Source organism: Bradyrhizobium sp. LMG 9283, from assembly GCF_045571415.1.
Lineage (GTDB): Bacteria > Pseudomonadota > Alphaproteobacteria > Rhizobiales > Xanthobacteraceae > Bradyrhizobium.
The window spans coordinates 2,617,413-2,629,763 of sequence record NZ_CP120691.1; the positions used below are offsets into that span (position 1 = coordinate 2,617,413).

At 63.7% G+C, this 12,351-nt stretch carries 20 protein-coding genes; 6 read left to right on the forward strand and 14 right to left on the reverse strand.

The genetic code is table 11. From position 1 onward, the window contains the following. Nucleotides 1-63 precede the first annotated feature (63 nt). A complete protein-coding gene (locus tag P6U29_RS12140) occupies nucleotides 64-336 on the forward strand; it encodes a bacterioferritin-associated ferredoxin (protein WP_407117806.1) in 273 nt (90 codons plus the stop codon). Between the two features lie 137 nt (nucleotides 337-473). Beyond that, on the forward strand, nucleotides 474-962 hold the full coding sequence (gene bfr / locus P6U29_RS12145; RefSeq protein WP_197963463.1) for a bacterioferritin: 489 nt from the start codon (nucleotides 474-476) through the stop codon (nucleotides 960-962). A gap of 132 nt (nucleotides 963-1,094) precedes the next feature. On the opposite strand, the gene P6U29_RS12150 is transcribed toward bfr, so the two are convergent. From P6U29_RS12150 to P6U29_RS12160, 3 genes are all read right to left on the reverse strand, one after another. Further along, a complete protein-coding gene (locus P6U29_RS12150) occupies nucleotides 1,095-1,697 on the reverse strand; it encodes a pyridoxamine 5'-phosphate oxidase family protein (RefSeq protein WP_407117807.1) in 603 nt (200 codons plus the stop codon). A 70-nt stretch (nucleotides 1,698-1,767) separates the two neighbouring features. Next, nucleotides 1,768-2,121, reverse strand: coding sequence for a hypothetical protein (locus P6U29_RS12155; RefSeq protein WP_407117808.1), 354 nt, complete (start codon nucleotides 2,119-2,121; stop codon nucleotides 1,768-1,770). A gap of 165 nt (nucleotides 2,122-2,286) precedes the next feature. Next, nucleotides 2,287-3,363 (reverse strand): alpha/beta fold hydrolase, encoded by a 1,077-nt coding sequence (locus tag P6U29_RS12160; RefSeq protein WP_407117809.1) that lies wholly within the window; start codon nucleotides 3,361-3,363, stop codon nucleotides 2,287-2,289. A 127-nt stretch (nucleotides 3,364-3,490) separates the two neighbouring features. Here P6U29_RS12160 and P6U29_RS12165 point away from each other — a divergent pair, with 127 nt between their 5' ends. Beyond that, nucleotides 3,491-3,760: a DUF2277 domain-containing protein gene (locus P6U29_RS12165; RefSeq protein ID WP_407117810.1), complete on the forward strand. Its 270-nt coding sequence runs from the start codon at nucleotides 3,491-3,493 to the stop codon at nucleotides 3,758-3,760. Nucleotides 3,761-3,854: 94 nt separating this feature from the next. Next, nucleotides 3,855-4,070: a hypothetical protein gene (locus P6U29_RS12170; protein ID WP_407117811.1), complete on the forward strand. Its 216-nt coding sequence runs from the start codon at nucleotides 3,855-3,857 to the stop codon at nucleotides 4,068-4,070. Between the two features lie 9 nt (nucleotides 4,071-4,079). On the opposite strand, the gene P6U29_RS12175 is transcribed toward P6U29_RS12170, so the two are convergent. The 3 genes from P6U29_RS12175 to P6U29_RS12185 form a co-directional block, all read right to left on the reverse strand. Beyond that, nucleotides 4,080-4,601 (reverse strand): collagen-like protein, encoded by a 522-nt coding sequence (locus tag P6U29_RS12175; RefSeq protein WP_407117812.1) that lies wholly within the window; start codon nucleotides 4,599-4,601, stop codon nucleotides 4,080-4,082. Between the two features lie 106 nt (nucleotides 4,602-4,707). After that, a complete protein-coding gene (locus P6U29_RS12180; protein WP_407117813.1) occupies nucleotides 4,708-4,956 on the reverse strand; it encodes a helix-turn-helix domain-containing protein in 249 nt (82 codons plus the stop codon). A gap of 271 nt (nucleotides 4,957-5,227) precedes the next feature. Continuing rightward, on the reverse strand, nucleotides 5,228-5,995 hold the full coding sequence (locus P6U29_RS12185) for an SDR family NAD(P)-dependent oxidoreductase (RefSeq protein ID WP_407117814.1): 768 nt from the start codon (nucleotides 5,993-5,995) through the stop codon (nucleotides 5,228-5,230). 111 nt (nucleotides 5,996-6,106) lie between these two features. Here P6U29_RS12185 and P6U29_RS12190 point away from each other — a divergent pair, with 111 nt between their 5' ends. Further along, nucleotides 6,107-6,592, forward strand: a complete 486-nt coding sequence (locus tag P6U29_RS12190; RefSeq protein ID WP_407117815.1) for a J domain-containing protein — start codon at nucleotides 6,107-6,109, stop codon at nucleotides 6,590-6,592. Nucleotides 6,593-6,754: 162 nt separating this feature from the next. On the opposite strand, the gene P6U29_RS12195 is transcribed toward P6U29_RS12190, so the two are convergent. The 3 genes from P6U29_RS12195 to P6U29_RS12205 all read right to left on the reverse strand — a co-directional run bounded on the left by P6U29_RS12195 (nucleotide 6,755) and on the right by P6U29_RS12205 (nucleotide 8,036). Next, nucleotides 6,755-7,006, reverse strand: coding sequence for a hypothetical protein (locus P6U29_RS12195; RefSeq protein ID WP_407117816.1), 252 nt, complete (start codon nucleotides 7,004-7,006; stop codon nucleotides 6,755-6,757). A 240-nt stretch (nucleotides 7,007-7,246) separates the two neighbouring features. Beyond that, nucleotides 7,247-7,507: a hypothetical protein gene (locus P6U29_RS12200; protein ID WP_407117817.1), complete on the reverse strand. Its 261-nt coding sequence runs from the start codon at nucleotides 7,505-7,507 to the stop codon at nucleotides 7,247-7,249. A 145-nt stretch (nucleotides 7,508-7,652) separates the two neighbouring features. Continuing rightward, nucleotides 7,653-8,036, reverse strand: a complete 384-nt coding sequence (locus P6U29_RS12205) for a RidA family protein (protein WP_407117818.1) — start codon at nucleotides 8,034-8,036, stop codon at nucleotides 7,653-7,655. A 490-nt stretch (nucleotides 8,037-8,526) separates the two neighbouring features. On the opposite strand from P6U29_RS12205, the gene P6U29_RS12210 reads away from it, so the two are divergent. Continuing rightward, the gene (locus P6U29_RS12210) at nucleotides 8,527-8,961 is read left to right on the forward strand and encodes a hypothetical protein (RefSeq protein WP_027572634.1); all 435 of its coding nucleotides are present in this window, start codon (nucleotides 8,527-8,529) and stop codon (nucleotides 8,959-8,961) included. A 90-nt stretch (nucleotides 8,962-9,051) separates the two neighbouring features. Here the strand turns inward: P6U29_RS12210 and P6U29_RS12215 are convergent, their stop codons facing one another. From P6U29_RS12215 to P6U29_RS12235, 5 genes are all read right to left on the reverse strand, one after another. Then, complete coding sequence (locus tag P6U29_RS12215) at nucleotides 9,052-9,744, reverse strand: glutathione S-transferase family protein (protein ID WP_407117819.1); 693 nt, start codon at nucleotides 9,742-9,744, stop codon at nucleotides 9,052-9,054. Nucleotides 9,745-9,755: 11 nt separating this feature from the next. Continuing rightward, nucleotides 9,756-10,148, reverse strand: a complete 393-nt coding sequence (locus P6U29_RS12220) for a hypothetical protein (protein WP_407117820.1) — start codon at nucleotides 10,146-10,148, stop codon at nucleotides 9,756-9,758. Nucleotides 10,149-10,241: 93 nt separating this feature from the next. After that, the gene (locus tag P6U29_RS12225; RefSeq protein WP_407117821.1) at nucleotides 10,242-10,892 is read right to left on the reverse strand and encodes a glutathione S-transferase family protein; all 651 of its coding nucleotides are present in this window, start codon (nucleotides 10,890-10,892) and stop codon (nucleotides 10,242-10,244) included. Between the two features lie 242 nt (nucleotides 10,893-11,134). Next, the gene (locus tag P6U29_RS12230; protein ID WP_407117822.1) at nucleotides 11,135-11,680 is read right to left on the reverse strand and encodes a mismatch-specific DNA-glycosylase; all 546 of its coding nucleotides are present in this window, start codon (nucleotides 11,678-11,680) and stop codon (nucleotides 11,135-11,137) included. A 67-nt stretch (nucleotides 11,681-11,747) separates the two neighbouring features. Beyond that, complete coding sequence (locus P6U29_RS12235; RefSeq protein ID WP_407117823.1) at nucleotides 11,748-12,314, reverse strand: hypothetical protein; 567 nt, start codon at nucleotides 12,312-12,314, stop codon at nucleotides 11,748-11,750. Nucleotides 12,315-12,351 lie beyond the last annotated feature (37 nt).

Here is a 12,351-nt window from a genome sequence, read left to right on the forward strand (position 1 = left end):
TTTGCATCCGACCAGCCTGTTAAATATCGATGATGACGCATCACCGAAGGGCCTGCCGCTTCCATGATCGTTTGTTCCTGTAACGTGCTGAGCGATGACGATATCCGCGCCGCCGTCGCCGAGTCCGAGGACGCCGTGCGCCATGCCAAGCAGGTCTACGGATGCCTCGGCTGTAGCGCCGAATGCGGTCGCTGTGCCCGGACCATCAAGACCATCATCGACGAAGCCCTCGGCCCCTGCGCCCAGTCCTGCTGCGCCGGCTGTCCGCACAGCCACACCATGGCCGCCAATGACGAGACGGCCGAACCCGCGCAGTTCGCCCTGGCGGCCTGCTAAGAACTTCCGCAACGTCGGCTGAGCTTTTCCCCGGCTGCGTCCGTGTGCTTGGTTGCTCTCGTCCGCAAACTCATTTAATTTAGAAGTATTCTAAATTCGGTTAGGTCCGATTTGGACTGCGAGAGTTGGAGTGAATCATGCAGGCCGACCCAAAAGTCATCGACTATCTCAACAAGGCGCTGCGTCATGAGCTGACTGCGATCAACCAGTACTGGCTGCACTACCGCTTCCTCGACAATTGGGGCCTCCTGGACATGGCCAAGGTCTGGCGCAAGGAGTCCATTGAGGAGATGGAGCACGCAGACAAGCTCACCGCGCGCATCCTGTTCCTCGATGGCTTCCCGAACATGCAGGTGCTCGATCCCCTGCGCATCGGCCAGAACGTCAAGGAGATCATCGAGTGCGACCTCGCCGCCGAGATGAGCGCGCGGGCGCTCTATCAGGAAGCGGCGACCTACTGCCACAGCGTCAAGGACTACGTCACGCGCGACCTGTTCGAGAAGCTGATGAGCGACGAGGAGCACCACATCGACTTCCTCGAAACCCAGCTCGACCTGATCGGTCGCATCGGCCTCGAGCTCTACACCCAGAAACACGTCGGCGGGCTCGAGGGCGACGGGCATTAAGCTCCGCCCGCCTCTCTCCATTCGTCATGGCCGAGCTTGACCCGGCTATCCACGTGTTGCTGCCATGACAAAGACGTGGATGCCCGGGGCAAGCCCGGGCATGACGGCGTGCCTAAGCAGCGAACGCATCACCTACAATTGCGTCTTGTAGCGCTCTTCCACGATCTGCTGACTTTCCGGTTCCCCTAAGCCCGTCTGCTCGTGAATGACCTCGCCGATGCTCGGCATCACCGAGCGCTGCACCTTCTCCGACGTCCACAGCTTCGAGCGCATCAGCGCCTTGCCGCAATGGAAATAGACTTCGCTGACGGCGACGTTCAGCACCGCGCGCGGCGGCTTGCCGAACTCCACCATGGAGGCGAGCAGATCCGGATTGGCCGACAGCGTGCCGCGTCCGCCGACGCGCAGCGTCTCGTCGATCCCCGGCACGAAGAACAACAGATGCACGAAGCCGGAGCCTTCGACGACGTTCCGAAAACTGTCGATGCGGTTGTTGCCGGAGCGGTCGGGCATCAGGAGCTGGTTCGGGCCGGCGACGTGGACGAAGCCGATGCTGCCGCCGCGCGGCGAGGCGTCGACGCTGCCGTCCGCGCCCGAGGTCGCCAGCACGCAGAACGGCGACATCTCGATGAACTTCTTCGCATGCGCATCGATCGTGGGCCGTGCCTTCGCGATCACGCGCGGGCTCGGCTTGGCATAGATGGTCGCGAGGTCTTCGGCGCTAAGATCGGTCAACGGCATGCCTCCGCTTCAGTTTGGCCAAAGCTATCCGATCAGGCGCGTTCAGCCAACGAAATCCAACGCGCTAAACTGCGTCCGCCGGCACGAAGCAGCTGATAATGACGGCGCCGCGGTGATGGACGTACCACACCACGGCCTGGCCGACCGGGTTGCCGCGATCGCGAATGATGGCGCGCTCAGGCACCTCGATCCACTGCCCCTCGATCGGCACCCAATAGGTGCCGCCACGCACGTCGTAGTCGGTGCGATGGCCGTCGGAGATGTCGCAGCAGGGCACGCCATTCGGCGCGATCACGCTCTTGAACCAGGCACGGATGTCGGGCGGGACGTGATCATATTGCCCGTTGTCGAATGCGAACGCGGCGCTCGTCAGCGCCGCCGTCGCAGCCAGCCAAACGCACAGTGCCAGCCTGTGCATGATCCTCCTCGTCGCGTCTTGCCATTCGCGCATGATTCGTCCGCGCGTCGATTCGACTATTGAGATAATTAAGCCCGAGCTGTCAGCGCATTGCATGCTCAAATAATATGCGGCGGCGGACCGCCGCACATGATGCATTGCGATATGAACGCGTTCTTGGTGATCCTACATCGCTCGCTGCGGCGTGGATTGCAGCAATTGCCTGATAGGCTCGCTATAGAACTTGGCGTTGCTCGTGGTGCCGTGGCCGCGCGTCTCGGTGCTCGCCGGGATCAGGTACAGGCGCCCGTTCTTGACCCGCTTCATGGCGGCATCCGTGATTCCGGTCTCCGGCGGGTTGCGTTCGTCGTCGGCGGAATTGATCAGCAGCAGAGGGGCCTCGATCTGCTCGAGCTTCTCGCCGGCATTATAGTCGTGCGAGGACTCCCACTGATAGACGAAGTCGTTGGCGTCCGCCGCGATCGGCACCGCTAGCCGGTCGTCGACCATCTTGTCGGCCTTGGCCGCGGTCGGCGCCTGCGATTGATAGGCGAGCGTCCCGCCGATGCTGGCTATGCCGTAGGCGGTGATGGCATATTTCATCATGCGCGGCTGGCTGGTGTAATTGCCGCCATTGTAGTCGGGATCGTTGCGGATGGTGTCGAGCATGATCCGCCGCAGCATCCAGTTGCGGGACGCCATCTCGGTTGGCTGCGAGGCCATCGGGATCAGTGCGTCCATCACCTTCGGATATTTCTCACCCCACAGCCAGGTGTGCATGCCGCCCATCGAGTTGCCGATGACGAGCCGCAAATGCTTGATTCCGAGGCCTTCCGTCACCAGGCGATATTGCGCCTCGACCATGTCATCGTAATCGTATTTCGGGAAGCTCGTCTTCATGCCGTCGGAGGGCTTTGACGATTTGCCGTGGCCGATCGCATCGGGAATGATGATGTAATATTTGGAGGCGTCGAGCGGCTGCCCCGCGCCGAACAGCTCGCCGGCAAAGGAGGGAGTCAGCATGCTCGCGCCCGAGCCACCCGTTCCGTGCAGCACCAGCACCGGCTGGCCTGAGGGCTCACCGACAGTGGTGTAGTGCAGCTTCAGTTCCGGCATGGTCTCGCCGGTGTGGAACTTGAAATCCTTGGCGATCCAGTCGCCTTGCTTTGGGGGCAGGTAGTCGGCGGACAATACCGGTGTGGAGATAGCCAGCATTGAAAGGGACAGCAGGATGGCAGACAGCGCCGCGCCAGAAGCTCTCATGTTCATTTCCCCCCGTGCGGCTCATGGTCGGCGGCCGCGTTGCGGCGGAACTTAACAGAAGCGCAGGGGAAGATGTAGGATTTCGTCGCCGTCGAACGTCCTTGGGGGAAACATCCGGAGACCCTGCATGTGCCGCAACATCAAGACGCTGTTCAATTTCGAGCCGCCGGCGACGGAGGATGAGATCCACGCCAGCGCGCTGCAGTTCGTGCGAAAGCTGTCCGGTTTCAACAAGCCGTCGCAGGTCAACGAGGCAGCGTTCGAGCGTGCGGTGGCCGAGGTCTCTGCAGCCGCGCGAAAACTTCTGACGTCGCTGCATACGCATGCCCCGGCGCGCGACCGTGAAGTCGAGGCGGAGAGGGCGAAAGAGCGCTCGCGGCTGCGCTTCGGTTCGTGAACTCCAACAACGCGCTCCGTGATCTGGCTCACGGTATCTGCTGCCTCAACTTGCGATGGTGGTGGCCGGGGTTTTGATCGCCCGGAGCACGACCATGAGCCGCCCCCTTCTTCCTTTGAAAGCAGGTGCCATCGTCTTCACGCTGCTATGGACCGCATGGATGATGTGGTGGAGCGGCTCGTTCTCGAGCGCAAACGTGATCATCCTCGCCCTGTGCGGCGCGGCGGTCGGCTATCTCTGGTATCGCGCCATGCGCTGGCAGTTCGAGCGCATGGGCATGCTGCCGCCGCGTGAGAACCGGTCGAAATAGGCTCGCCTGCTAGCCCTTGGGAGCGCGCTTCTTCTTTTTCTTCTTCTTTGTCTTCTTGTAATCGTCGCCGTCATCGCTCTCGTCATCGACGATTGCCTCGCCGGTTTCCTGGACGGCGGCCTCGAGCGCTTCGCGCTCGGCGGCTTCACGTTCGCGCTGGCGGCGGCGTTCGTCCCAGGCGTCGAAGAGCTGTTCCAGCCACGGCAGTATTTGCTCGATCGACGGTAATTGGCCGGGCGGACCCGGCTCGCCGCGCGGGCCTTGCGGTCCCGCTGGCCCCTGCGGTCCGGCAGGTCCCGGCGCGCCGGCTGCTCCGCGTGGCCCGGCTTCGCCCTGCTTGCCTTGCGGACCGGGCTTGCCAGCCGGGCCGGCCTTGCCGATCGGTCCCGGCTTGCCCTGCGGCCCCGGCTTGCCGCGCGCCCCGTCGGGGCCGCGCCGGCCCGGGTGACCCTGCGGCCCCGGCCGTCCCGGCTCGCCTTGCCGCCCGCGCGGACCCTGAGGCCCCTGCCGTCGTCCCTGATCGTCTGCCACGCCACTGCTCCCTTCACCGAAGGAAGCTACTTAGCGGCGTTTGACGACAGCAGCAATTCTGCCCGCGTGAGATCGGTCAACATCAATCGGCACGCCGTCGCACGCGCTAGTCTTGATGGGCAGGCACGTCGATGCCGGAGGCGGCATAGAGCCTGATCTTGTTGCGCAGCGTGCGCACCGACAGACCGAGAACACGCGAGGCGCGCGTGCGATTGCCGTCGCAGCGCGCCAGCGTCTGGAGCACGAGCTCACGCTCGACCTCGTCGACGGTGGCGCCGATCAGAAGCGGAACGATCTGGTTTGGAGCAAGGAATTGTGCGTCCGGCTCGGACGCAGCGACGTGAACAGTGGTCATCAACACCTCCCGACCAACGCCCGCTCCCATCGTTGGAAGCGGATCGAGAACCAACGACCCCCAAGCCGTAGATCCACGGTGGTCGGGTTTGGTTAATGAAGGGTTAACCGCGGGCGATCGCACCAATTGACCTCAGGAATGCCGCGAAGCCGCCGCGATTGGCGGGAGATGCGTGGTGATGCGGACCTATCTCGCTGCTCGAGCTGACGTCATGCCCGCGCAGGCGGGCAGTATGCGGTGACATCGCATATGCGGATGCTGAGTCGTCCCTTCACACCGTCCGATATCCGCCGTCCACCATCACGATCGTTCCCGTGACATAGGCCGACAGATCCGAGGCGAGGAAGATCGCAGGTCCCACGATGTCCTCGGGCTTGCCGGTGCGCGCCAGCGGGGTGTGATCGACGAAGGCCTGCACCAGCGCCGGATTGGTCGCGCGCACATTGGCGTTGATGTTGGTCTCGATGAAGCCCGGTCCGATCGCGTTGACGCGCACGCCTTCCTTGCCGAGCTCGACCGCGAGCGCCTTGGTGAAGCCGAGCACGCCGTGTTTCGAGGTGGTGTAGGCCGCCGAGCTCGGCGTGCGCAGATGCACGAAGGACTGGATCGAGCCGATATTGACGATGCGGCCCTTGCTGGCGCGCAAGGGAGCGAGGAACGCCTGCGTCATGTTGAAGACGCCGTTGAGGTTGAGCGAGATGATGTCGTTCCAGTCCTTCGCCACCGTCTCGGTCTCAGCGGTGAAGGCGTTGCGGCGGGTGATGCCGGCATTGTTGACGAGGATCGACACCTGCCCGACCTTGTCGGCGACCTGCTTCGCCAGCGCGAAGCAATCCTCGCGCCGGGTCACGTCGAGCGGAAAGCTCTCGGCCTTGCCGCCGGCTTGCCGGATCTCCTGCGCGGCCTCTGCCACCGTCTCGGCGTTGAGGTCGAGCAGCACGACCTGCGCGCCCTCGCGCGCATAACCGGCGGCGATCGCGCGGCCGATGCCGGAGCCGGCACCCGTGACGACGGCGATGTGGTTTGCGAGCAAGGCCATGACATATTCCTCCCGATTTCTTTTCGAAGTTTCACGAAAAGCTAACTCGAAATTAAGGGGTCGGAAACGGCGGCCTTGGCATACTGATCTTCATTGCTACACGTTGCGCCCATGATGGAACGGCTCGACTCCTGGAAACTCGCTCTGGAACGCCTGCGGTCGGCGCACTCGCCCGATTGGGCCGAGGCCGGCCGGCTCGTGGCGGAGATCGCGCGGATGAGCAGCGACGTCACGCTGCGACAGGCCGCCGAGCAGGCGCTTCCGGTGCTGCGCCAGGCCGTGGACAATGACGATCACGGCGTGACGCTGGCGGCCCAGCGTCGTCTCGGCGTGGTGCTTGAGGTCGTCCACGACCTGACTGCCCCGCGTTTCGGCCGCCGCAACGCCATGCCGAAGCAATTGTCCAGCGAGGATCGCGCCCGCAAGGTGCTTGGCCTGCCGCTCGCCGTGCAGCTCACCTGCGAGGACATCAACCAGGCCTATCGCCGTGCCGCCAAGGGCCTGCACCCCGACCAGGGCGGCAGCGCGGAAGCCTTCATCGACCTCGCCGCCGCGCGCGACATCCTGATCCATCCCGGCGCACACAAGGACACGTGACGCATCTCGTAGGGTGGGCAAAGACGCGAAGCGCCGTGCCCACCATCTTTCTCACCAAAGCAATTGGTGGGCACGCTTCGCTTTGCCCACCCTACGACTTCTCGAAAAAAACCGGGCAAGGATGCGAGTCCTTACCCGGCTCTTCGTCCGCCGATCGAATGGTTACCAGGTGCAGTGGCCGTTCTTCAGCGCGGAATCCTTCACCGCGAGCGCGTCGATGAAGGTCGGCACGGTCGCGCTGGCGCGGTGATAGCCGGCCGGCCACGGCGTGGTCGGGATGCTCTCGTCCCAGATCTGGCAGAAGCCGGTGTCGTGCCAGCGGATCAGATGATAGCTGGCCTCGGCAGGGCTCGCAGCGGCGAACGCAGTGACGGCAAGACCGGCGGCAGCGCACAGCACGGAAAGACGACGCATGATCAGCTCCTCAAAATGAATGATGTGATGCGCCTCCCGACAATGACGGGAGGGGTGGTGCGGGACGCTTTGGGGGATGCGCCCCGGACAAGATGTGAGTAGCTGCTTGCGCGGATCAGGTTCAAACGGCGTGCGCTGGAATTGGCTGATTTCGGCCGGAGGACGAGCGGTCCCGCGCGAACAGACGAGGGCGGATCGCTCGCGCGACCCGCCCTTGAAACGCGATCTCTCGCCTGGAGCTCAGAGCGTGCAGCGGCGCTCGGCGCGCATCTTGATCTGGAGGTCGGACGCCTGCTGGAAGGTCGGCAACGGTTTGCTGACGACCTTGTAGGTCGACACCCCGATTTGGAATGGCTTGTACTGCAGGTCCTCGTTCCAGACCTGGCAGATGCCGGTGTTGTCCCAGCGGATCACGTAATAGCCGACCTTCGCGGATGCGGGCACGGCGAACACGGAATTAGCGATTCCGGCAACGGCACAGAGCGCGAGAACGCGACGCATGAAGTATCTCCTTATCGGGGAAGTGGGATCAGAGAAATTCGTGCGGTAAAAGCGGGTCCTTTGCAAGCCGGGGAGCCGCCATTCACGGACATGTCAGCTGCTCCCGGAGCATTTGGTTTGGCTGCGTGCCCGACAAGCCACACGCTCATCTCACCAGTGACGCGACCGCCTCGATCTCGATCAGCATCTTCGGATCGGGCAGCGCGTGCACCACGCAAGTTGTCCGCGCCGGGTAGGGCGGCGGGCCGAAGGCGCCGGCATAGAGCGCGTTCATGGCGGCGACGTCGGAGGCGCGGGTCAGGAGCACGTTGACCTTGACGAGGTCGTGCGTGCTGGCGCCGGCCTCGCCCAGCACACGCTTGATGTTGACGACGACGTTGGCGAACTGCGCCTCGAAACCGTCGGGCAGCGCGCCATTGGCATCGAAGCCGGGAATGCCGGAGACGAACAGGAGGTCACCGACGCGTGTCGCAAACGACAGCGGCGGCGCCTTGACGTGCGGCGGGGGCGCGAAATGTTGGATCGGCATGGGCTCACCTCAGGTGAAGGGCTAAGGCCCATGAGCGTAGCGGCAGGACAGGGCCGCTCCAAACAAAAAACGCGAAAACAACCCCATGCACAGTAGCGATCATGCAGAGATCATTGGGCTTTTTTGAAAATTCGGGAAGAACGAAATATCCGCTTGCTCCGTCGGGCAAAACAGGGGCAGGATGGCATGCTGACGGCAGTCGCGGTGGTTCGCCTCTCCCCGCGTGCGGGGAGAGGCCGGAATTTGCGTGAGCAAATTCCGGGTGAGGGGGAGTCTCCGCGAGCCCGTCTGGCAGCGTGATTGTGGAGGCAGCCCCTCACCCCAACCCTCTCCCCCGTAAGAACGGGGCGAGGGAGCGCATCGTGCTCGCCGCGAGCGCGGTTGTCCGCCGTGCGCAGCGCTGCAATCATGTTGCCGCCGCGATCGATCGGATAGATTCGCAGCGTCTGATTCGATTCCACCCTTGAAAAATAGCCCCCCGGAGACACCCATGAAGATCGCATCCACCTTCCGTGCCGCGTGCGTCGCCATCGCCGCCCTGGCCGGCCTCTCGACCGCGGCGCAGGCCGACAGCGGCTTCGTGACGCTGACGATATACAAGGCGGGCTGGATCATCGGCGGCTCGGGAGGCAGCGGCGTGCTCAACTTCCGCGGCCGCACTTACGGGCTCTCCACCGGCGGCCTCGACTACGGCCTCGTATTCGGCGGCTCCAAGACCGTGCTGCGCGGCCGCGTCTCCAACATCAACCGCCCCTCTGACGTCGCCGGCGTCTATGGCGCCGCCGGTGCCGGCCTTGCGGTGGGCGCCGGCGCCCGTGCCATCGTGCTCACCAACCAGAAGGGCGCGGTGCTGGAGCTGTCGGGCACGCAGGTGGGCTTGATGGCGAATGCCGATCTCAGCGGGCTTGCTATCACGATGCGGTAGGAGAACGCTTCCCCTTAACGCGTAGCCCGCATGAGCGACAGCGACATGCGGGTCAACTCTGGTCCCGGATGTCGCGTTCGCTCATCCGGGCTACGATCCGACCGCCGCATGAATCCGCTCGCAATGCGCGACGAGATTGGCGTGCGTATCGACGAACGCCTTGAGCGGCGTCGGAATCGGAAAGAAGTAGATGTTGGCGACAAACCCGTAGATGCCGGCATCGATGCTCGTGGGTGCGGCGCCATGCACGTAGCCGGCGGCCGGCACGATCTCGGCCAGCACCTGCAAGTCAGCGAGCCCGCGCGCATAGGCCTGCTCGGGCGTGTAGCGGCCAATGCCCTGAAAATGATAGCGCTGCGCGTTATACGCCTTCGCCTTCTCGAACCCTTCGGCAGTCACTTGCGGATGCTGCGCGATGAAGGCGTCGCGGAACGCCGGATAGAAGCGCTCGTCCTTCCAGCGCGAATACGACATCACCCAGTAGAGATCGTCCAGCATGCGCGTAAGGAAATGGTTGGTGCGGCGCTGCTCCGACGACGAGCCGGCATCGATCGTCAGGCGATATTTCGCGATCGCGTGCGCGATGATGGTCTCGCTGTCGCCGATCGTCTCGCCGTCGTCGACGACGTACGGCAGCTGCCCGCGCGGCGCGGCGGAAGCATCGAAGATGTGCTCGTGCACGAACGGCACGCCCGCGAGCTTCAGGAAGGCGTAGACCTTGAGACCGTAGCCGTTGTTGTCAGCGACGCCGAAGAGTTCTGGGTAGGAGTAGAGGCTCAGCATCGTTGCGCCCTTCAGCGGGTTGGTTCCTTGGCGCGCGTCTCGGTCGTTACCGCCTGGGCGGGCTTGCTGGAGCGGATCATCAGGAACGATCCTGAATGGCCTGGCAGGCGCCAGCGTCCGTCGATCTCGGTCGTCTCGGCGTTCACCGTGCCCTCATAGGTGACACGGTCATAGCCGTAGCCGGGCGGCTCGTAGTGCTTGACGAACGAGACCGCGCTGCCAGAACGATGACCCGCAATCGAGGAGTTGTGCGTGCTCAACGGGCAGTCCGGCATCATGCATGGTTCGGTGACGCTCCCGCCGAGCGCGCCCGCCGTCTCGACCAGCGTCGCCGTGAACGTGATCATTCCGACGCCCGGCTGGATGTAGCTGCCGTCCCAGACGCCGGTCAGATCGTCGCTCATTGCGCTGGTTCCCGGGTTGATGCGGCCCCTTGATATCGGGGACTTCCACCTCAAGTCGTATCGCCGCAGTAACGGGCTTGCAAGCGTCGCGGGCTACGAACGTGACGCGGCCTCGAACACCGCCAATTGCGCATCGAAAGCCCGCCTGAAAGCCGGCCGCGCCTCGCCACGGGCGACATAGGCGGCGATATCAGGGTATTCGTCCAAGAGGCCCGATGTGTTCAGCCGGCGCAGCACGGTCACCATCAGGAGATCGCCGGCGCTGAACGCACCGTCGACCCAGTGGGCTTTGCCAAGCCGGCGGGACAGTTCGCCGAGCCTGAGGCGAACGCGCTCCTGCAGCATCGGCAGGCGCTCGGCGTACCAACCCTTGTCGTGCTCGAACAGCATGGCCATCGAAAGCTCGACGATCGGCGGCTCCACCGTGCTGAGTGCGGCGAACATCCACGCGATCGCGCGGCTCCTCGCGTTCGCCTCGACTGGCAACAGCCCGGCATGACGCTCGGCGATATGCAGCACGATCGCGCCGGACTCGAACAGGGCGAGATCGCCGTCCTCATAGGTCGGAATCTGCCCGAACGGATGCAGCGAAAGATGCGCCGGCTGCTTCATCGCTGCGAACGAGAGGAGGCGAACGTCGTAGGGCTGGCCGACCTCTTCCAGCGCCCAGCGAACGCGCATGTCACGCGCGTGCCCCTTGCCGCGGTCGGGCGAGGTTTCGAATGCGGTGATGGTGGGAGGCATGTGGGATCCGGGGTGATCGTGCATTGTCTCCAGAGGACGAACGACGGGTGCGGTTTTCCGACAGACTATGTGCGAAATATCGGTGGTGGCGTGCCCCGGACGCAGTGCAGCGCGCCGCCACTTGCGGCGTGATGCGCTGCAGAGCCGGGGCCCATGACGAACGCGTGCCGGAGCTTCTGGGTCCCGGGTCTGCGCTACGCTTGCCCGGGACACGAGAGCAGATGCGATCCGGGAGTTGCCGTTCAGCGTGCGCGACCAATCCACGCTGCAAGTTCGCGCCACGGCTCCAGCGTCCAATGCCCGGACGCCGCCCCTGACGGCGACGGCAGCACGAAGATCTCCGGCAGGTTTGCATCGCGCGCCTGCCGCCCCAGCGCAATCGCAGCTGACGGCCTGCCGTAAAACAAGCTCGCCGCCTTCTTGCTCGTGAACGCAATCGTCCGCGGCCAGTACTTGTCCATCTTCGCCCTGAAGCCGGGCAGGTCGATCATCTCCGCCGCGATCTGGTGATCCATCCCGGCGCCGGTCTTGCAGAGATCAGTGAAGCCGATCCCGAGCTCGATCAGCGAAGCGAACTCGCCCGGCTGATAGCGCCGCGGCGTGATCCCGGCCTCATGGATCGCGCGCCAGAAGCGGTTGCCGGGATGGGCGTAATAGTGCCCGAGCTCGGCCGAGCGCGTCGAGGCGGCGGTGCCGACGAAGACGAGGCGGAGGTTGGGACGGAGTTGGTCGGGGAGGCGGTGGTGGGTGGCTTCGGGCACGTAGCTATCTGCAACTGTAGCCCGCATGAGCGTCAGCGATATGTGGGTTCGCTGTCAATCCCGGATATCGCTACGCTCATCCGGGCTACGCTTGCTACGATTGATCCGCTCTTGGTGTAGCGCGCAATGCCCGAGCTATGTCCGTTTCATAGATTGCGCCGGTGCAGCGGCCAGTCAGAAGATCGAGGGCGAACGGCACCCAGGCATCTCCGATCGGAGTCCATGCTTCGCCAGTAAGTTTGGTTTCAAGAAAATTGATATTGCGGAAACTATCCCACGAAATTCGCGGGCTCCTCCATTGCAAATTATCTGACCGAACAGCACTGAAATCGACGAGACCTTGGAAAACGGTTAGTCCAAGAGCCGGTACGGGAATTGCCCGCTGAGTATCACTTGCAAGGTGCTCTCGAATGGCACGGTGCTCCGGATCGATAATAAAGGTCTCGCCCCAAGCGATAACGATCACGTCCGTACCGTTGGGGTGGTCAAGCACATTGGTGCAATCGGACATGCCACCGAGGAAATTATCGACCCACGGGTCGGACCTCTTCGGATGGAAGCGAACAACCAAACCTTCACGAAACTCGCTATCGCCACGTTCTGTGAACGATATGGCCGGCGGGCCGTAAGGTGGTAGTCCTGGCAATACTTCAAACCGCATGGACTGTTCGCATAGTGTTGCGACTTTTGGGACGACA

Bases quoted from the DNA above. Each gene is read 5' to 3' on its own strand.
- P6U29_RS12140 (WP_407117806.1), top strand. From the start codon at position 64: ATGATCGTTTGTTCCTGTAACGTGCTGAGCGATGACGATATCCGCGCC.
- bfr (WP_197963463.1), top strand. From the start codon at position 474: ATGCAGGCCGACCCAAAAGTCATCGACTATCTCAACAAGGCGCTGCGT.
- P6U29_RS12155 (WP_407117808.1), bottom strand. From the start codon at position 2,121: ATGCACAGGCTGGCACTGTGCGTTTGGCTGGCTGCGACGGCGGCGCTG.
- P6U29_RS12160 (WP_407117809.1), bottom strand. From the start codon at position 3,363: ATGAGAGCTTCTGGCGCGGCGCTGTCTGCCATCCTGCTGTCCCTTTCA.
- P6U29_RS12165 (WP_407117810.1), top strand. From the start codon at position 3,491: ATGTGCCGCAACATCAAGACGCTGTTCAATTTCGAGCCGCCGGCGACG.
- P6U29_RS12170 (WP_407117811.1), top strand. From the start codon at position 3,855: ATGAGCCGCCCCCTTCTTCCTTTGAAAGCAGGTGCCATCGTCTTCACG.
- P6U29_RS12180 (WP_407117813.1), bottom strand. From the start codon at position 4,956: ATGACCACTGTTCACGTCGCTGCGTCCGAGCCGGACGCACAATTCCTT.
- P6U29_RS12185 (WP_407117814.1), bottom strand. From the start codon at position 5,995: ATGGCCTTGCTCGCAAACCACATCGCCGTCGTCACGGGTGCCGGCTCC.
- P6U29_RS12190 (WP_407117815.1), top strand. From the start codon at position 6,107: ATGATGGAACGGCTCGACTCCTGGAAACTCGCTCTGGAACGCCTGCGG.
- P6U29_RS12195 (WP_407117816.1), bottom strand. From the start codon at position 7,006: ATGCGTCGTCTTTCCGTGCTGTGCGCTGCCGCCGGTCTTGCCGTCACT.
- P6U29_RS12200 (WP_407117817.1), bottom strand. From the start codon at position 7,507: ATGCGTCGCGTTCTCGCGCTCTGTGCCGTTGCCGGAATCGCTAATTCC.
- P6U29_RS12205 (WP_407117818.1), bottom strand. From the start codon at position 8,036: ATGCCGATCCAACATTTCGCGCCCCCGCCGCACGTCAAGGCGCCGCCG.
- P6U29_RS12210 (WP_027572634.1), top strand. From the start codon at position 8,527: ATGAAGATCGCATCCACCTTCCGTGCCGCGTGCGTCGCCATCGCCGCC.
- P6U29_RS12215 (WP_407117819.1), bottom strand. From the start codon at position 9,744: ATGCTGAGCCTCTACTCCTACCCAGAACTCTTCGGCGTCGCTGACAAC.
- P6U29_RS12220 (WP_407117820.1), bottom strand. From the start codon at position 10,148: ATGAGCGACGATCTGACCGGCGTCTGGGACGGCAGCTACATCCAGCCG.
- P6U29_RS12225 (WP_407117821.1), bottom strand. From the start codon at position 10,892: ATGCCTCCCACCATCACCGCATTCGAAACCTCGCCCGACCGCGGCAAG.
- P6U29_RS12230 (WP_407117822.1), bottom strand. From the start codon at position 11,680: ATGCGGGCTACAGTTGCAGATAGCTACGTGCCCGAAGCCACCCACCAC.
- P6U29_RS12235 (WP_407117823.1), bottom strand. From the start codon at position 12,314: ATGCGGTTTGAAGTATTGCCAGGACTACCACCTTACGGCCCGCCGGCC.